We start from the raw sequence: 17,207 nt of genomic DNA, 5'->3' as shown, positions 1-17,207 counted from the left end.
ACCCTCGAAGGGCCAAGGCGTGCTGTTGTAGGTCCAGGGCGTGCTGTTGTCCCGCATGCGAGGGATGATCGGACCATGAGTGGCGATGATCCTCTGGTGTTCGGTGCGGAGCGGGGCTGAGGGGCGGTGAATGAGGGATCTCTCCTCAGACGGTACGAAGCACTCCTGGGCGCCGTACCGCAGTCGGTCTGGGTGATGTCGGCCGACGGGGTCGTCACTCTGTTGATGGGCAGCGGGATGCCGGAGAGGCTGTGGCACCCCGACGGTGAGAGCTCATGGATGGACGCGGTGCATCCGAAGGACCGGGACTGGTTCCAGCGGGCGTGGCGCAAGGCCACTCAGCAGCGGTCCTCACTCGACACGATCGTACGAGTACGGCTGGAGAACGCCCCCGACCGTTTCCGCCACATCAAGATCATCGCCGCACCCGTCGAGGACCGGAGCGGGGAAGTGGAGTGGGTCGGTACCGCCACCGATGCCGAGGACGACTGGCGCTCCCGCATGCGGGAGAAGCTGCTGGCTCGTATGGCACCGGTACCGGCCGCGCACAACCTGTCCGAGGCTTTTCTGACCACCGCGGCAGCCGTCGTGCCCGAACTCGCCGACGCCGTCGCTGTCTTCCACGTACAGGGCGACACCCAACCCGCTTTCCGGACTTCCGACGGCGTACCGGCCGCGGCGTCCGCAGAGCGGGTGGGGCTCGCCCCCGGACTGCCTCCCATCCATCCGCTGGACGCGGACTTCCTGCTGGGGCCGGCCGCTCAGGAGGCCATCGAGAGCCAGGAGGCGGGGCTGCTGACCTTCCCGCCCGGAGAGCCGCCCGAGGACAGTCTTTCCAAGGTCACCGTCCGTTGGCTGCGGGAGGCCGACGCGACGAGCGTGGCCCTGCTGCCCGTCGTGGTGGACGGCCGGACTGTCGCGCTGGCGACCACGGCGACCTGCCGGGGCAACCCGCCCTCGGACGAGGCCGACCTCTCCCTGCTGCAGGACGTCTTTCAGCAGATGAGCGAGCCCCTGCGCCGGACAATGGAACTGCAGAGCATCCGCGACATGGCCCTCGTACTGCAGCAGTCCTTCCTGGCCGTCCCGCCGTCCGTCGAAGGTCTCGTCATCACGGCGCTCTACCATCCGGCCGACTCGGCCGCCGAGGTCGGCGGGGACTGGTACGACGCCGTCAGACTCTCGGCCGACTCGCTCGCCCTGTCCATCGGCGACATCGCGGGTCACGACCTGGACGCGGCCACCGCGATGGGGCGCGTCAACAGCATTCTGAGGGGACTCGCCTACGACAGCGGCCCGGCCGCCAGCCCGGCGGCCACCTTGAGCCGGCTCGACCGCATCGTGCAGGCGCTCGACAGCCCGTCGATGGTCACGGCGGTGCACGCGGTCCTGCACCGGCAGGAGGACGATGCCTGGCACATCGCCCTGTCCAACGCCGGCCACCCGCCACCCCTGCTGATCCCGGCCGGCGCGCCGTCGCGGTACCTGCACGACCTCACGGCCTCGGACCCACCACTGTGCGTCGGTGAGGCTCTCCCCCGTACCGACCTCCACGCGGTCATCCGGGAGGGCGACACCTTGGTGCTCTACACCGACGGACTCGTGGAGGTGCCGGGTACGGACATCGGTGACGGTCTCCAGCGCCTGCGTGAGCACACCGACGCGCTGGTCCAAAAGGGGGTGCCCCAGCTGACCCTGATCCGGGGGCTCCTGCCGCCTGTCCAGAACCGCCGGGACGACATCGCCGTGATCGCCCTGCAAGTCCGGAGGGAGGGGTGATGCCCAGTCCCCGGTCCCGCCCCCGCCCTCGGCCCGCTGAGGGCCGGCTTGGCCGGCCTGGCCGGCCTGCCGGACGCGTCCTCATTCCGCTGTTTCGCTTGCACCCCGAACACCACGTTTATACCGTTGGTGAGCCGTCCTTGACCGAAAGAGGCGCCGCATGAATGCTCCGCACGAACGACAGAGCGGACTTGCCACCTCGCGCGCCCACTCCGCCCGGGTGTACGACTACATTCTGGGCGGCAATGATCACTATCCCGCCGATGTCGAGGCGGGCGACGCCATGTGCCGGCACTGGCCCGCGTTGCCCGTCCACATGATGGAGAACCGCCGGTTCATGCATCGCGCGGGCCGCTTCCTGGCCGAGGAGCGGGGCATCCGCCAGTTCCTCGACGTCGGGACCGGTCTGCCGACCTCACCCAACCTGCATGAGGTCGTGCAGGAGGTGGCGCCGGAATCACGCGTGGTCTACGTCGACAACGACCCCATCGTCCTCGCCCACGCCCGCGCCCTGCTCCAGAGCTCGGCCGAAGGGGCCACCGCGTATGTGGACGCCGACATGCACCACCCCGACACCATCCTGGACAGCCCCGAGTTCCGTGACCTCATCGATCTGGACCGGCCCGTCGGCCTGATGGTGATCGGCATCCTGCACTTCATCCTGCCTCCGGACGACCGGCGCCTGGTCAAGCGGCTCCTGGAACCGCTGCCGTCCGGCAGCTATCTGGCAATGACCATCGGCACCGCCGACTTCGCGCCCGAGGAAGTCAACCGGGTGGCGGAGGAGTACCGGCAGCAGAACATGCCCATGGTGCTACGTGATCTCCCCACCGCCACCTCGTTCTTCGAGGACCTGGAACTACAGGAGCCAGGAGTCACCCAGGTGCACACCTGGCGCCCCGGCCCTGAACAGGCCGGCATCGACGGCCGCGACATCGCCATGTACGGGGCGGTTGCCCGAAAGCCCTGAAGCGACTCTGAAGCACCCCTGAAGCGACCTGCGCCGGGGTGATGCCTCGTGCGCGGGGCGGGTTCGCCTGGGGTTCGCCTGGCTGGTCCCGCGAAGGAGTGGCCGAGCCACGTGTAGTAACAGCGGCGCCGCGCCGGGAACAGCCGGTCCGGCCAGCGCCGTTGCATCCGAGAGACCGACGCCGCCGGGCGGGGCGGGGAACACGGAGACCCATGAGGTCGTCAGCCCCTGCCAGGATCCAGGCCGTCGGGATCGCGGTACGCCCGGCGCGTACTCGGACCACGACGTATTTCTACCGAAGGACTGTCCCATGACTGACCGGCCCCTGACGCTCATGGCAGTACACGCCCACCCCGACGACGAGGCCACCGGAACCGGAGGGATCCTCGCGCGGTACGCGGCGGAAGGCATCCGCACCGTTCTCGTGACGTGTACCGACGGCGGTTGCGGTGACGGGCCGGGGGGTGTCAAGCCGGGCGACCCCGGTCACGATCCGGCGGCCGTCGCCTCGCTGCGCCGGCGAGAACTTGAGGCGAGCTGTGACGTCCTGAAGATCAGCGATCTGGAGATGCTGGACTACGCCGACTCCGGAATGGCGGGCTGGCCGAGCAACGACGCCCCGGGATCCTTCTGGCAGACCCCCGTGGAGGAAGGCGCCGCCCGGCTCGCGGAACTCATGCGGCACTACCGGCCCGATGTGGTCGTCACCTACGACGAGAACGGCTTCTACGGTCACCCCGACCACATCCAGGCCCACCGCATCACGATGGCGGCGCTGGAGATGTCCGCGCTGACACCGAAGGTGTACTGGACGACGATGCCCCGCTCGCTGATGCGGCGGTTCGGTGAGACCATGCGCGAGTTTCAGGAGGACGTGCCGGAGTCGGAGCCGGATCCCGCGGAGGCCGCCGAGGCCGCCGCGATGGCCGAGATCGGCCTCCCCGACGACGAGATCACCACGTGGGTGGACACCACCCCGTTCAGCGGTCAGAAGTACGACGCGCTGGCCGCGCACGCCAGTCAGGGCGAGAACATCTTCTTCCTCAAGATGGGCAAGGAGAAGTTCGGCGAGTTGATGGGCATGGAGACCTTCGTACGTGTCAAGGACGCCACCGGCGCGACCGTACCCGAGAACGATCTCTTCGCCGGACTGCGCTGATCCCTCCGTCCGGCCGGCCGGGGCTCGGGAAAGCTCATCGGCCTCAACGGACCTGCCCTCCTCGTCCCACTCCGCGGAGCCGCCGCATCCAGGTGGACCAAGTCAGATCTTTCGGGGTTCGGCGGTCTGCGGATGTCGAGAACGTGCCACCGGCTCCGTCCCAGGGACATCAGCGGCCACGACCGGCCGCACGAGGAAGAAGGAGAAACCAGCATGGCGATTCAGCGGATGGACAACGTCGGCATCGTCGTCGAGGACATGGATGCCGCCATCGCGTTCTTCGTGGAACTCGGTATGGAGCTGGAGGGCAGGGCGGAGGTCAAGGGCCTCGTCGCCGATCAGTGCACGGGACTCGACGGCGTCCACTGTGACATCGCGATGGTCCGGACCCCGGACGGTCACAGCCGGCTTGAGCTGGCGAAGTACCGCAGCCCCGCGGCGATCGGCGCCGGGCCGCGCAACCGGCCGCACAACATTCTGGGCACGCACCGCGTCATGTTCGCCGTCGACGACATCGAGGACACGGTTGCCCGCCTGCGCCCGCACGGCGCCGAACTCGTCGGCGAGATGGCCCGGTTCGAGGACAGCTATCTGCTCTGCTACGTACGCGGCCCGGAGGGCATCATCGTCGGACTGGCCGAGCAACTGAGCTGAGAAGGAGAAACCGAACCACGCGGCCGAACGAGATCATCGTCAGCCTTCGCCTGGAACGCTATTTCATGCCGCGCAGTTCCTGGAGTTCGCCGCCCACCTTCGTGCGGAGCGTCTTGAGCAGTTGGGGCTTGGCGCCGATTGCCCATCTCGGGCCGACGAGGTAGGTACCGCCGTACATGCTCGCCGTATCGAGCCAGGTCAGCTTGAGTTTCTCGGTCGGGAAGGTCGTCACGATCCAGTTGCCCTCCGGAGTGACGCAGACCGCCTCGCGGAGTTCTTCGGCCTCGGTACGCATCTCAGCCGCACAGCCGGTCATGGACGCGATCTTCTCGATGCTCGCGGGCGCGGCCGAAGGGACGGGCGGGGCAGTCGATTTCGGGGCTGTGCTCGCCTTGCCGGAGGGATCGGCCGAGCAGCCCATGACCAGGGATGCCAGGAGGAGGGGCACGGCGAGCGCACTCGTGGTGCGTGCGGGATCGGCGCGAGGTGCGGTCACCGGTGTTGCCTTCCTGCCGGGTCGGGTGTGCCGGGAGGTACGTACCGGTCGGGCACGCCGTTCACCTGTCTCCGCGCCGTCGGGGTTCAAGACCGTTGAGACCCGGAGGACTTGGAGCCAGCCACTAAGATGATTAGTATCAGCGGTCAAGTCCTCGCAAAGCGATTCGCCCACCCGGGGTGACGGCGGAGGAAGAAGGAGCTCGCCTCAGTGGCGTCCCATCGTCGTCCTAAGCAGCCGAACCCCGCGTACACGGGCATGCTCACAGCGACCGCCGCAGCTGCCGTGGCGCTGTCGACCCAGTCCGCGTCCGCCGACCCGCTTCCCGACCCGAACAAGAAGGGTGTCCAGGCGCAGATCGATCGCCTGTACGAGGAAGCGACCCAGGCCACGGAGAAGTACAGCGGGGCGAAGGAGAAGGCCGACAAGCTCGAAAAGCGGGTCGACAGTCTCCAGGACTCGGCGGCCCGCCGCCAGGACGGTCTCAACGAACTCCGCAACCGTCTCGGCTCGGTGGCCACCGCCCAGTACCGCAGCGGCGGGCTGGACCCGTCGGTGCAGTTGCTGCTTTCCACCGACCCGGACAGCTATCTGGACAAGGCGTCCGACCTGGACCGGCTGAGCGACCGGCAGGCGGAGACGCTCAAGCAGTACCAGTCCCGGCAGCGCACCTCGCAGCAGCTGCGGGCGCGGGCCGGCGAACAGCTGAAGGCGCTTCAGGACACGCGTAAGGAGCTGGGGAACAAGAAGAAGGAGATCCAGGGCAAGCTGGCGAAGGCGCAGACCCTCCTCAACTCGCTGACGGCCGAGGAGCGCGCGGAGCGGGCGGCCGAGGAGGACCGGGTGAACCGCGACAGCGACCGCGTCGACCTCGGCGACGAGGCCAGTGCGTCACAGCGCGGCGCGGCGGCCTTCGCCGCGGCGAAGAGCCGGGTCGGCATGCCGTACGTATGGGGAGCGGCCGGCCCGAACTCCTTCGACTGCTCCGGTCTGACGTCCTGGGCGTTCCAGCAGGGCGGTGTCGCCATACCCCGTACGTCCCAGGACCAGGCCAACGTGGGCACCCGGATCAACTCACTGAGCGCGCTCAAGCCGGGCGACCTGATCATCATGCGCACCGACCTGAGCCATGTCGGTTTCTACGCCGGGAACGGCCAGATCCTGCACTCACCGAAGCCGGGCGCGCAGGTTCGCTACGAGTCGATCGCCCGCAGCGGCATGCCGTTCATGTGGGGCGTGCGCCTCTAGGACAGGCCGGGAGGGCACGCGAGCAGCACGGGCAATAGGGGCATCAGCACAGCCGCGGTGGATACGACGGCCCGGAACGCCGGATGCGTACGCCGGGCAGGCGTCAGGATCCGGCGCAGCCGTATGTGCACGGTGCGTCCCCCTGCGGACAGCGCGCCCTTCGGGACCGTCTCGGCCGACGCCATCTCGAACATGGCGCTGATCAGTGTCCGCTGGGAGTGGACGTGCAGGGCGCCGTCGTCGGCGGCCATCTCCAGCAGGAGCGGGATCTGCTCCCCTGTCTGCCGGGCCAGCGGCACTCCCTTGAACACGACGGCGAAGGACCGCGCCGCCGCGAGCAGGAGATGGTGGCGGCCGGCGATGTGGACGCGCTCGTGCTCCACGACCGCGGCGATCTCGGCGTCGGACAGCAGCTCCACGGCGCCGCTGCTCACGACGATCCTGGAACGGCGGCCCGGCAGGCAGTAGGCGGCGGGGGTCGCGTGCTCAAGGACCGTGGCGCGCAGCCTCGCCGACGGTCGGCCCACCTTGTCCAGGACCTCGCGGTGCCGGGAGCGGGCCATGCGGGCTCGCAGTACGAGGTACGTGAAGGTGACCACGAGGGCTGTCGGTACGGCCGCCGCGACACCGATGCCCAGGAACCGCACCGCGCCGGCGCCGGGCGGGCCGACGCCCAGTGCCACGCCGCACGAGTAGAGGATTCCGTGCAGATGGGCGCCCGGCGTCGCGAGATGGAGTGCGGCGAGGGCGACACACACGGAGAAGGACGCGGCGAGCGCGAACCACACAGCGGCGGCCAGCACCGGTGCCCGGTGCGGCCACGCGCTGCGCAGCATCACGCGCGGCGCGAGCACGCCGACGGCGGCGGCGTAACCGAGCAGTGCGGGGGCGGCGTTCACGGCTCGACGTCGTGGTCGGCGGCACGGTCGGTGCTGCGGTCCGAGGCGCCGTCGATGTCGCGGTCGGCGTCGCGCAACGCCTCACGCAGCGCGGCCACTTCGTCGTCCGACATGCGTTCCACGAAGTGCGCCAACGCGACCCGCCGGTCCTCGCTCGCTCCGAGTGCGTCCTCCATGAGGGCCGCCGCGTACGCCTCACGGCTGCGCACAGGTGTGTAGAGCCACGCCTGGCCCTGCTTCTGTCTTGTCAGCCACCCTTTGCCGTGGAGGATCGACGCCACCGTCATGACAGTCGTGTACGCCGCCGGCCGCCGCGTGTTGATGTCGTCGACCACCTCACGGACGGTGGCGGGTCTCCCCCACTTCCACAGGCAGTCCATGATCTCGGCTTCCAGGTTCCCCAGCCACCGCACTTCCGGAGTCCCCTCCACCGTCAACCGGCTCTTCGCCCACCTCACCATCGTAGACGCGTCCGAACACCCTCCGGGCCGGCCATGTCCCGCGCGTTCACCGGGCGAGCCGAGCCTCGATGAGGTCCCTGAACTCGTCCTCAACGAGGCTGGGTTTCAAACAGCTTGCTGTACATCTGCTGGAACTTCCCCTGCCGCGCGGCGGCTTCTCCGGGGCGGGCGGCGGGCGCCGCGGGGCGGAGCGGGTCAGTCGTGGAGCCCCGCCTCCCGCGCCAGCACCGCCGCCTGGACGCGGTTGGTGCAGTCGGTGCGGGTGAGGATGCTGCTGATGTGGGCCTTGACCGTGCCGGAGCTCAGGTGGAGCTGTGCCGCGATGCCGGCGTTGGAGAGGCCGGTGCCCAGCAGCCGGAGGACGTCCCGTTCGGTCGGCGTCAGGTCCGCGATCCGACGGGACGCGGCGTCGCTGCTGTGGCCCGACCGGGTCCGGAAGTCGATGAGTTGGCGGGTGACCTGCGGGGCGAGGACGGGTTCTCCGGCGGCGGCGCGGCGTACGGCGTCGATGAGGTCGCGGGGGCCGGTGTCCTTGAGGAGGTAGCCGTGCGCTCCGGCGCGCAGGGCGCGGGTGACGCTCGGTTCCTCGCCGAAGGCCGTCAGCATCACCACCCGGGTGCGGGGCGAGTGGCGGGCGATCTCGGCGGCGCCAGTGATGCCGTCGCCCGGCATACGGATGTCGAGGAGTGCGACATCGACGAGGTGCGCGCGGCAGGCCTCGACGGCTTCACGGGCGTCCTGGGCCTCGGCCACGATACGGATCTCGTCGTCGTTCTCCAGGATCAGCCGGATCCCGGCGCGCATCAGCGCCTCGTCGTCGGCGATCAGCACTCGGATCATCGGTTCAGTGTAGAACCGCCATGATCAATAGGAGGAGGGTGCCGCCGACCGTCGGAAGCAACACCAGCATCGCCGCGCAGCCCCCGCCCAGGAGGCGGGGCCAGGTGAGGACTTCCGTGGACAGCGGGGGCTGGGAGCCCGCCCCGCCGGACACGGGCCCGGACGAAGCGGCGTACACGGGCGAGGGCGCGTACACAGGCGACGGCGCGTACACCGGCTTCGGCACGGCGGGCCGGGCGGGTATCCGGGCGGAGAGAGCGAAGCCGCCCTCCGGAGACGGCCCGGCGCTCAGCGTGCCACCGAGCAGGCCGATCCTTTCCCGAAGGCCGACGAGTCCGCTGCGGTTCCCGTCCCCGGGCGAACGGGGCACCGGCGGGGCGTCGTTGACGACGGAGACCACCACCAGGTCCCCCTCGTCGTGGTACGTCACGCGGACAGGCGCGCCGGACGCGTGCTTCAGCGCGTTGGCGAGTCCTTCGCGGGTCACACGGTGTACGGCCTGCCGGGTGCGGGCGTCCGCGTCCGCAACTCCCGTCGCGTTCCAGTGCAGTTCGGCGTCGGCTCCCGCGTTCCGGGAGTCCGCGACGAGGGCCGCGAGATCCTCGCGGGTCCCCCGCTCGCCGGTCTCCTCGTAGGACTGGTGACGCAGGACGCCGAGGATCCCGCGCAGCTCTTCCATGGCTGTTCCCGCGGTGGTGCGCAGGAGTTCGGCCTGGGCGGCCAGCGGGGGTGCCTGTCGTTCGGCGGCGAGCTGGAGGGCTCCGGCGTGCATCGAGATGAGACCGATGCGGTGGCCGAGCAGATCGTGCATCTCGGCGGCGATGCGCGCCCGTTCCTCCATGCGGGCCGCCTCGTCGGTGAGGAAGCGGGCCTGTTCGAGGTAGGCATTGCGTTCGCGCAGCAGCCCGGTCAGCGGACGGCGACGCCCCAGCATCATGCCGGACAGCGCGGGCAGCAGGATGAACAGCCCGCTCATGCCGGCTCCGGCGGCCAGATACGGCATCGTCGGAAGTCCGCTGAGGGACTGGACGGCGGTCGCGGCGAGCGCGGAGCCGACAGCGCTCGCCCCAACCACCTTCCAGGCGCGCCGCGCTGGGGCGATGCGGCGCGCGGCGGACCACACGACGAACGGCGCCACCACCATCGCCCACACGTTGTCCCCGGCGACCACCGGCACGCAACACAGGACCGTCAGGGCCGGGTACAGCCGCCGCGCGGGCACCAGCAGCGCCGCCCACACCCCCAGAAGGGCCGTCGTCACCGGGTGGGCCGGCGGTATCAGCGAAATCGGCGCCAGCGAGCACAGCAGGACCAGGCCGACGAGTACGGATTCCGTGGCGACGGTCCGCCGGGGCGCCGCGCGCACCGCGTCCCGGATCGCGGCGGCCTCGCGGCGCGCCCGCCTCCACGGTCGCACGGCCGGGGTCATGGTTTCCTCCGTGTGGGCGCCGTGCTCAACGGCTGTTCTCGTCATACGCGTCGGCGAACCGTCGCGGCCTCAGGCAGCTCGTGCCGCTCCTCCCGGGACCCGGAGTTCCGGCTCCGCGCGCAGCGCGGCGACGTCCACCCCGCTCTCGGTCAGTACACGTTCGATCTCCGCCGCGGACTCCGCGTCCGTCCCGGTCTTGTCCAGCAGGGCCGCCAGCAGATGGGTGGTGCCGACCGTGGGCGAGCCCTGGGAGGAAGCGGTGTACTGCGCGACGTGCAGAAGCCGTCGGTCCCGGTCGCCGGCGCCGTCGCCCAACGGGAGCTCCCCCTCCGCGGCCCCTGTGGCAGAGAACAGCACCCGGGCGACAGCGTCCGGCCGTGCGCCGTACCGGCGCAGCAGTTCCGCCCCCTGGTTCGCGCCCGTCAGCTTCTCCGGCAGCTCACGTCCCGCGACGGCCAACGACCGGTCCAGCGCCAGGATTCCCAGCAGTACGTCGACGGGCTCCTGCTCCGGCGCCCCGCGCCGCACCGCCCCCCGCAGCGCCTCCGCGCGCACCGCGCTCACGACCGAGGAACCGAACCCCGCGCCGCCACCGAACACCCACGCGCTGAACTTCCGGGTCAGCGGATTGCCGCTCTTCCCGAACGTCCCCGACTTGCGCAGCATCAACACCGAGCCGGGCTCCGGCGCTGTGTCGCTCCCACGCAACGCGTCGAGCGCGGCCGAGGCGGCGGCCACGTCCACCTTCTCCACGACCATGGCCTCGCGCGCACGTGTATCGGGCAACTCGACCAGTGCGTACGCCACATGGCGCACACGCACCGAAACGGCGCCCTCCTCCCGCGCGTTCACCAGCGCATCGCGCAGACAGGCCCGCAACGCACCGGTCACCGGCGGGAGTTCAACGCTTTCCTGCTCCCCCTCCTCCTTCTTCCGGTTCTTCCACCGCAGCTTCCTGGCCCTGTCCTGCCGGACCTCCCGCCAGACGGAGTCGATCTCCCGCTCGTCGTCCGGGGCTCCCGCCACGCCGTCACCCGCGTCGCCGCTGACCCACACGGATGTCCCACGGGCCGAGATCGAACCGCTGAGCGAGCCGGAGGCCCTCATCCCGGGGGCGATCGCGGAACCGGCGTCCGAGTCACCCGACACGAGCGCGGCAAGCAGGCTCTCCGTACCGGCATCCTCGCGTTCCTGCTTGTCCACGTTGCTCATCGTCTCCAGCAACAGCTTGACGACATCGCTCTCGAACTCGGTGGTCGCACCGGCGTCGCGGTCGGAGGTTCGCTGATCCATCGGGGTCTTCCTCTCCCTGGTGTCACCTGCCAAGAAGGACGCTAGCCCGCGCCCTCCGGCTCCGCGCCGGCCGACCTGCCACGCTTCCGGTCCGAACGGCCGGGCGACTTGTCCGCAAGCGCCGGATTGCGGCCGTCAGCTGTTCTCGGACAAGGTCGTGCGACTCGCGGTGAAAGCGGGGGGTCCGGCGTAGAACTTGTGGGAGGAGCGGGGAGTCACGCTGGCGGGGAAGGCGACGGGTGCTGTCGGACGACGCATGGCGTGAGTTGTTGGGGCAGGGAACCACCCGTACTTTTCGCGAACGTAGCGTGATGCTGAGACAGGGCTCCGCGGGAACGCACCTGCTCGCACTCACCGACGGCCTTGCCAAAGTCGTGTCACGGGAGCCGGGTGGAGTCGTGACCTGGCTGGCCTTCCGCGGACCGGGTGACCTGTTGGGTGAGGTGTCCGTCTTCAACGGCACCCCGCGTACGGCGGAAGTGGTCTCACTCACCCCCTGCACGGCTGTCGTGCTCGAAGCCGAACGGTTCCGCCAGTTCGTCGAACGGCGCGGTCTCGTCATGGACTTGATGCGCCAGGCCCTCTCGCGACTGCGGGAGTCCGACGCCCACCGCAGCGAACTGCTGACCCTGCCGCTGGTCGTCCGGCTGGCGCGGGCTCTCCTGCGACTGGTCGAACTCACCGCGCCCGGAACCGAATCGGACGTCGTACGACTGACCGGCCTGAGCCAGGAGGAGATCGCCCAGGCGATCGGTGTGACCCGCAACGCGGCCATCACGGGACTGCAACGGCTGCGGGAGTCCGGCGCGGTGGAGACGGCCCGCAGGACGATCGTCGTCAGGGACATGAAGGTACTGCGCGCCTGGGCGACGGCCGCACCGTAGACGGGTGAACGCGGTTCGCCCCAAGGGCACACGGACGCTGTGACGTGGGACACCCGCGAAGCGCCCACCACTGTGCAGTCGGACGCGCGGAACCGGCAGAACCTCGAAGCAGCCGGCCATCGGCTTCGCCAACGCCCCCTTCCACGAGGAGATCCCGCATGTCCACGCCCGTTCCCGCCCCGTACTCCGAAAGCCGACCGCTGCCTCCCTACCGCGCCCTGTTCGCCGTGGACGCGAAGGACTTCACCGGTCTTCCCGCCGTGCAGCACGGCCCCGTCAGCCAGTTGATCCCCGAACTCGTCGACCAGGCGCTGGAGCAGGCCGGGCTTCACGAACTGCGTGACTCCAAGCGGTTTCCGGCCAACACCGGCGACGGCGTGGTGTTCGGCTTCGACCCGGCGTCGCTGCCCTATGTCCTCTGGCCGTTCCTGGGCGTGCTGGACGACATCCTCGGCGCGTACAACAAGCAGTCCGTGGGCCCCCGTATCAGGCTCCGGGCCAGTGTCCACGTCGGGCCGCTGCCGGACGCGGACAACCCCGGCGACGGCAACGGCACCGCCCGCAACGACACACACCGGCTGCTGGACTCCCGTCCCGTCAAGGCCATCCTGGCGGCGGCGAGTGAACAGGTCACCCACCTGGCGGCGGTCATCTCTGAGCGCGTCTTCGAAGACGTCGTGCTCGGCGGGTACACCGGACTGCACCCGGACCGCTGCGTGGAGGTCCCGGCCACCGTGGAGGGCAAGAACTTCTCGCAGCGGGCCTGGCTGTACGTCCCGTCCCCGTCCGGAAACCTGGTGCAGGCCGGGGTACGACCGCGTGAGGAATCCGCGGAGCAGGGCGGCGAATCGGTCGATCATCAACAGGAGCCGGTCGCGCGGCCCGGCACGCAGTACAGCGGCAACACCCAGCACGTGGGCGAGGGCGCTGCCGTGATGGGGAACGTCGGACGGGACGTCACCTACACCGGCGGTGCCACCTCGTACCGCGGTACCAACCAGCACTGGGGCAGCGGCGACAACGTGACGGGCGACAAGCGGGTCGGCGGGGACGGGGACGAGCGGTGAGCGCCGAGGCGGCCCCGGATCCGGACCCGGACGGTTCGGAGAGCGCGGACCAGGCGGGGGTACGGGACTCCTACCGCGGCAATCAACAGCGGCTGGGCCAGGGCGCTCAAGTCATGGGCCCGGTCGGCGGCAACGTCACCGTGATCAACGCGGCAGCGCTCGACGAGAACGTCACGGACCTCATCGTTCCGCCGCGGCTCCGGGAAGGTCCCTACCCCGCGGCCGATGTCCACGAACGACTGCGCGGATTCGTGGAACCGCCCACCTACGCGCGGTGCCGGAAGGTGCTGGACAGCCGCGTTCTGCTGCTGACGGCCGGCAGCGGAACGGGCGCGAGCACGGCCGCGTTCGCACTGCTCGCGGAGCGGTACGGAGCCGACGGCATCACCGGCCTGGACTCACCGGACGACTTCTCGCGCTGGCGCCCGACGGAGAGGCGCGGCTATCTGCTCCAGGGTTTGTCACCGAGGGCCGCGGACTCGCTCAGCGAAGTCGTACTCACCGCGCTGGCGGAGGTGTTGCTTCAATCGGGTGCCCATCTGATCGTCACCGTACGGGCGGAGACGGAGCTGCCCGGCGACACGGTGGCCTGGCAGGCCGTACACCGCCCGCCACCGCCGGTCGAGGTGGCCTCGAAGCGTCTGAAAATCATGGTTGAGGCGGGCGAACTCACCCCGGGGCAAGGTGCCGACGCACTGAGGCACCTCGCCTCCGCGGACTTCACCGGCCATCTGCGGGCCCATTCGCTGCCACAGGACGGTGTCGAGGTGGCGGAGGGACTGGGTGATCTCTTCGTGGTACCTGGAAAGTCCGCCGCATCCGTACTCGACGATCTACAGGCCGGCAGCCTCACGGCGGCCCGGAAAGCGCTGGCGAAATCGAGCCACCAGGCCGACAGCCTCGCCCTGATGGCGGCGATCTCGCTGCTCTCGGAACAGGACCGTACGGTCATCGAGAAGTTCAGCGCGATCCTGCGCCCCCGCATCGAGGAACGCGGCGGCCCGGCACCTGTCACGGCCGAGCCGGCCGAACGCGGGGCTCACACGCCACGAGACCTTCTCGGGCCCTCCTTCGAGAAACGGCTGGAGACCGTCGGGGCACGTCAACTGCCGCCCGGCTTCGGACCGGCGCAGCGCTATCCGGTCCAGCCAGTCGTTTTCTCCGGTCGCCACCGGTCGGACGCCCTGCTCCGCTGTCTGTGGCTCGACCACGAAGGCATGGGGGACCTGCTGTCGAGGACCTTGGGCGAGGTTCCCCACCACCCCGGCATCGAACTGGCGGCGGGCCGGGCGATCGGGAAGGTACTCGCCCACGCGACCGGCCCGGACACTCTGCGCCAGCTGCACCCCTTCGCCACCTCGGACAAACGCTGGCGGCGCCGTCTGGTGGCCTACGCGCTCGGGGAGATGGTCCAGCACCCCGCCCTTACCGGCGCGGTACGGGATCAGTTACGGCAATGGAGCCGGGCCGCCCATGTCCCACTCCGCTGCACCGTGGCGGAGACCTGCGCGGGCGGCTACGGCCTGGCCCGGCCCGCCGTCGCCCTGAGACTGCTGGACTCCGTGCTCGGCGAGCCGGACAAGGACCTGGACGGCAGATTGCGCACGGCGGTGTCGTTCGCTCTCAGCACCCTTCTCTCCGAGGACGCCAACTACGGCCTCGTGCTGGACAGGTTGAGCCAGTGGCAGGGGACCGAGCCGGGCACACAGCGTCACGCCCTCGCCGTTCACTTCGTCGAGTCGGTGAGCGTGGATACCTTCCCCCTGCCCAGAGCGCCGGGCAAAAGGCGCGTGCGACTGGCCGACCTGCTCGCGGACCACCCCGAGTGGGCCCTCGACCTCGTCATCACCGCGCTGGACGACCCCGCCACCCACGAAGCGATGGCGAGGGGTCTGTCCGTGATCGAGAGCGACCCGGACTCACGGCGCCGGACCGCCTTCCCGCGCTTCCTCGCAGCACTTTCCAGCGCGGCCCGGACCAACCGTGGCGTCCTGCGCTTCGTCCTGCGCCGCCATCGCATACGTACGGCCTCCTCAGCAGAAGGGTTCGCGTCATGACCGGTCCGCTCGTCACACCTCTGAAGTCCTCGCCGGCCTGGCAGTTGCTCCGCCTCCGCTTCAGCGCTCCTCCGGAGAACCGAGCACTGGTGTTCCTCGCGGACGACGGGGCCGACGGCGTGGTGCCGCCTCGCGACGGGGACTACTGGGGCTATCCCCGGCCGACAGTGCGCACGGTGCGTCAGCGGGACTTCTTCGACATCGTGTGGGTCTCGCTCGCGGAACGGCGGATCTCGGTCGACATCCCGCGCCGAGCGCCGAAACCCCCGGCCCGGTACGGGGTCGCCTGGCGGATCAGCAACCCGGTCGTCGCGGCGAGGAACCGGATCACCGAGGAACGGGCACGGGAGTGGGTGGCCGCCCACATCAGCAGGAACGCCACCTTGCCCGGAGACGCCGATCCGCTACGACGACCGCCGCCCCACCTCGGCACGACCGAGGTCGAACCGCCCGGCCGGCCACGGGTGATCGACGGCGTCGGCGTCACGTACTGGTTCCTGGACCCGCCGGCCGCGCTCCTGCCCACCCCCGGCACCGGTACGGAACCCGCCCTCCCGCCAGGCTTCGGCGAAGCCCACCGTGAGGCGTACCGCTTCTACCGGGAGGTGATCGCGGGCGGTCCCGTCGGCCTGGCCGCCCTCTGGCTGCTGACCCAGCCGGAACAGGCGAAGGACGTGCTCGAATGGACGGTGACCCACCGCGATCTCCTTTCCGACAAGGGCAGTTGGGAACACACCCTGGCAGCGACGCTTCAGTCACTGACACCGGAGGACCGGGGCTTCGTCGGAGTCAACCTGGCGCGTGTCCTCAGCGACATCGGCGTCCCCCAGGGCGACGAGATCCTGCACCGGCTCGGCCATGACGACGGGGCAGAGGGCTGGAACGGATCCTAGAACGGGCGGGCGTACGGGTGCTTTCGCACGTGGTCGTAGATCCTGCGCAGCCATGGCTCACGGACCGCGGGCAGTCGTGCCAGCGTGTGGAGGAAAACCTTCGAGTCGGGCCGGAACAGCTCGTGCGGGTAGGGCGGCAGGGGGTCGTCGCGGAGGACGCCTTCGGGCATTCCGCCTGTCGCCGGAACCGGCCGCTGTTCGCGGGGGAAGGCCAGAGCGGTCCACACGTCGGCGGCCAACGGTACGGCTTTCGCCGTGCCGGGCGGCTGCCACGTCTTACCCGTTCGCGGATGCCGTGGGACCAGGGCGATGTCGGCAACAGGGCACGGGGCAGGCAGGTTCGGGCCGGTGAGGCTCGCTCGCTGCGGTGGTTGGCCCGGTGGGAGCAGTACTTCGAGCGCGCGGCCGAAGGTGTCCGCGACGAGGCCGTCAGGGACGGCTACAGGCGCGCCCGCCGAAGCAGCCAGCATGTGTGCCAGCGCAGCCCCAACCGCCGCCTCCCACCTCGGGTTCCACCTGCCGGACTGCTCGACCGAGGGGGTGCCCTTCCACTCGGCGGTCCGGCCGGCGGAGCCTTCGGCGGGAAGCCGGCGCACGGCGTCGGGCGCGAGCCACACCGCCTGCCAGAGGGAGCAGTCATCGATGCGTGTCGCCACCGCCAACCCGCATCGGGCACACGCCAGGTTCGGGCCGTCCCTCCCGTCCAGCCCCAGGCAGTAGCCGTCGCACCGCTCCGGGATCAGGACGGTGCCGCGGGTGTCGCCCGGCGCGACGACGACCGCCCCCGGCGCACCGAAGGAAAGGGCGTGCACGGGCGCGAAGATGCCGCGAGCCTCCGCCTCGTCCGCCCCGATCTCGCTCCACGGCCGCCAAGGCGGCCCGAAGGGCTCCGGATCGACGGCGTACGTCCCCGGTTCCATGAGCGCGGGAAGCATGTCGTGTCCGTACGTGTGATGGGCATGAACCGGAAGCGCGACCCGCGACACGGGGGCGGTCAGCACTGCGCGGCACCGCGCGCACACGAACACATCGGCCATCGGACCTCCCCGCCCCAGGACATGCGAATCATCCCAGGGCG

General features: G+C 70.2%; 16 protein-coding genes. 9 read left to right on the top strand and 7 right to left on the bottom strand.

Annotation, left to right across the window (positions count from 1 at the left end; translation table 11 throughout):
* Window positions 1-126: 126 nt before the first annotated feature.
* From ACFWV8_RS23710 to ACFWV8_RS23695, 4 genes are all read left to right on the top strand, one after another.
* Entirely contained in the window at window positions 127-1,779 is a 1,653-nt protein-coding gene (locus ACFWV8_RS23710; protein WP_384206097.1) for a SpoIIE family protein phosphatase, read from the top strand.
* A 160-nt stretch (window positions 1,780-1,939) separates the two neighbouring features.
* Window positions 1,940-2,749 carry an SAM-dependent methyltransferase gene (locus ACFWV8_RS23705; protein WP_384206094.1) on the top strand — a complete coding sequence of 270 codons (810 nt, stop codon included), beginning with the start codon at window positions 1,940-1,942 and terminating at the stop codon, window positions 2,747-2,749.
* 310 nt (window positions 2,750-3,059) lie between these two features.
* Window positions 3,060-3,908 (top strand): PIG-L family deacetylase, encoded by an 849-nt coding sequence (locus ACFWV8_RS23700; RefSeq protein WP_384206091.1) that lies wholly within the window; start codon window positions 3,060-3,062, stop codon window positions 3,906-3,908.
* 213 nt (window positions 3,909-4,121) lie between these two features.
* Window positions 4,122-4,562, top strand: coding sequence for a VOC family protein (locus ACFWV8_RS23695; protein ID WP_329384298.1), 441 nt, complete (start codon window positions 4,122-4,124; stop codon window positions 4,560-4,562).
* 58 nt (window positions 4,563-4,620) lie between these two features.
* On the opposite strand, the gene ACFWV8_RS23690 is transcribed toward ACFWV8_RS23695, so the two are convergent.
* A complete protein-coding gene (locus ACFWV8_RS23690) occupies window positions 4,621-5,058 on the bottom strand; it encodes a hypothetical protein (RefSeq protein ID WP_384206087.1) in 438 nt (145 codons plus the stop codon).
* A gap of 210 nt (window positions 5,059-5,268) precedes the next feature.
* On the opposite strand from ACFWV8_RS23690, the gene ACFWV8_RS23685 reads away from it, so the two are divergent.
* Window positions 5,269-6,306 (top strand): NlpC/P60 family protein, encoded by a 1,038-nt coding sequence (locus ACFWV8_RS23685; protein WP_384206082.1) that lies wholly within the window; start codon window positions 5,269-5,271, stop codon window positions 6,304-6,306.
* Here ACFWV8_RS23685 and ACFWV8_RS23680 read toward each other — a convergent pair.
* The 5 genes from ACFWV8_RS23680 to ACFWV8_RS23660 all read right to left on the bottom strand — a co-directional run bounded on the left by ACFWV8_RS23680 (window position 6,303) and on the right by ACFWV8_RS23660 (window position 11,228).
* A complete protein-coding gene (locus ACFWV8_RS23680; protein WP_384206079.1) occupies window positions 6,303-7,205 on the bottom strand; it encodes a M56 family metallopeptidase in 903 nt (300 codons plus the stop codon). The genes ACFWV8_RS23685 and ACFWV8_RS23680 overlap by 4 nt on opposite strands.
* A complete protein-coding gene (locus tag ACFWV8_RS23675; RefSeq protein ID WP_384206076.1) occupies window positions 7,202-7,618 on the bottom strand; it encodes a BlaI/MecI/CopY family transcriptional regulator in 417 nt (138 codons plus the stop codon). The genes ACFWV8_RS23680 and ACFWV8_RS23675 overlap by 4 nt, the downstream gene beginning before the upstream one ends.
* 243 nt (window positions 7,619-7,861) lie before the next feature.
* A complete protein-coding gene (locus ACFWV8_RS23670; RefSeq protein WP_384206072.1) occupies window positions 7,862-8,506 on the bottom strand; it encodes a response regulator in 645 nt (214 codons plus the stop codon).
* A 4-nt stretch (window positions 8,507-8,510) separates the two neighbouring features.
* On the bottom strand, window positions 8,511-9,935 hold the full coding sequence (locus tag ACFWV8_RS23665; RefSeq protein WP_384206067.1) for a sensor histidine kinase: 1,425 nt from the start codon (window positions 9,933-9,935) through the stop codon (window positions 8,511-8,513).
* A 69-nt stretch (window positions 9,936-10,004) separates the two neighbouring features.
* Window positions 10,005-11,228 (bottom strand): Clp protease N-terminal domain-containing protein, encoded by a 1,224-nt coding sequence (locus ACFWV8_RS23660; protein ID WP_384206060.1) that lies wholly within the window; start codon window positions 11,226-11,228, stop codon window positions 10,005-10,007.
* A 239-nt stretch (window positions 11,229-11,467) separates the two neighbouring features.
* Here ACFWV8_RS23660 and ACFWV8_RS23655 point away from each other — a divergent pair, with 239 nt between their 5' ends.
* The 4 genes from ACFWV8_RS23655 to ACFWV8_RS23640 all read left to right on the top strand — a co-directional run bounded on the left by ACFWV8_RS23655 (window position 11,468) and on the right by ACFWV8_RS23640 (window position 16,129).
* A complete protein-coding gene (locus tag ACFWV8_RS23655; RefSeq protein ID WP_384206057.1) occupies window positions 11,468-12,112 on the top strand; it encodes a Crp/Fnr family transcriptional regulator in 645 nt (214 codons plus the stop codon).
* A 158-nt stretch (window positions 12,113-12,270) separates the two neighbouring features.
* Window positions 12,271-13,179 carry a hypothetical protein gene (locus ACFWV8_RS23650; RefSeq protein ID WP_384206055.1) on the top strand — a complete coding sequence of 303 codons (909 nt, stop codon included), beginning with the start codon at window positions 12,271-12,273 and terminating at the stop codon, window positions 13,177-13,179.
* A complete protein-coding gene (locus ACFWV8_RS23645) occupies window positions 13,176-15,236 on the top strand; it encodes a hypothetical protein (RefSeq protein WP_384206052.1) in 2,061 nt (686 codons plus the stop codon). Before ACFWV8_RS23650 ends, ACFWV8_RS23645 begins: the two co-directional genes overlap by 4 nt.
* The gene (locus tag ACFWV8_RS23640; protein WP_384206045.1) at window positions 15,233-16,129 is read left to right on the top strand and encodes a hypothetical protein; all 897 of its coding nucleotides are present in this window, start codon (window positions 15,233-15,235) and stop codon (window positions 16,127-16,129) included. Before ACFWV8_RS23645 ends, ACFWV8_RS23640 begins: the two co-directional genes overlap by 4 nt.
* Here ACFWV8_RS23640 and ACFWV8_RS23635 read toward each other — a convergent pair.
* Window positions 16,126-17,166 carry a hypothetical protein gene (locus ACFWV8_RS23635; RefSeq protein WP_384206038.1) on the bottom strand — a complete coding sequence of 347 codons (1,041 nt, stop codon included), beginning with the start codon at window positions 17,164-17,166 and terminating at the stop codon, window positions 16,126-16,128. The genes ACFWV8_RS23640 and ACFWV8_RS23635 overlap by 4 nt on opposite strands.
* Between the last annotated feature and the right edge of the window lie 41 nt (window positions 17,167-17,207).

This window comes from Streptomyces sp. NPDC058665, from assembly GCF_042714995.1.
In the GTDB taxonomy this organism is placed as follows: domain Bacteria; phylum Actinomycetota; class Actinomycetes; order Streptomycetales; family Streptomycetaceae; genus Streptomyces.
Note: the sequence above shows the minus strand (reverse complement) of the source record. Positions and strands in the feature narration are given on the sequence as shown.

Bases quoted from the DNA above. Each gene is read 5' to 3' on its own strand.
- ACFWV8_RS23665 (WP_384206067.1), bottom strand. From the start codon at position 9,935: ATGACCCCGGCCGTGCGACCGTGGAGGCGGGCGCGCCGCGAGGCCGCC.
- ACFWV8_RS23635 (WP_384206038.1), bottom strand. From the start codon at position 17,166: ATGGCCGATGTGTTCGTGTGCGCGCGGTGCCGCGCAGTGCTGACCGCC.
- ACFWV8_RS23650 (WP_384206055.1), top strand. From the start codon at position 12,271: ATGTCCACGCCCGTTCCCGCCCCGTACTCCGAAAGCCGACCGCTGCCT.
- ACFWV8_RS23695 (WP_329384298.1), top strand. From the start codon at position 4,122: ATGGCGATTCAGCGGATGGACAACGTCGGCATCGTCGTCGAGGACATG.
- ACFWV8_RS23700 (WP_384206091.1), top strand. From the start codon at position 3,060: ATGACTGACCGGCCCCTGACGCTCATGGCAGTACACGCCCACCCCGAC.
- ACFWV8_RS23660 (WP_384206060.1), bottom strand. From the start codon at position 11,228: ATGGATCAGCGAACCTCCGACCGCGACGCCGGTGCGACCACCGAGTTC.
- ACFWV8_RS23705 (WP_384206094.1), top strand. From the start codon at position 1,940: ATGAATGCTCCGCACGAACGACAGAGCGGACTTGCCACCTCGCGCGCC.
- ACFWV8_RS23640 (WP_384206045.1), top strand. From the start codon at position 15,233: ATGACCGGTCCGCTCGTCACACCTCTGAAGTCCTCGCCGGCCTGGCAG.
- ACFWV8_RS23670 (WP_384206072.1), bottom strand. From the start codon at position 8,506: ATGATCCGAGTGCTGATCGCCGACGACGAGGCGCTGATGCGCGCCGGG.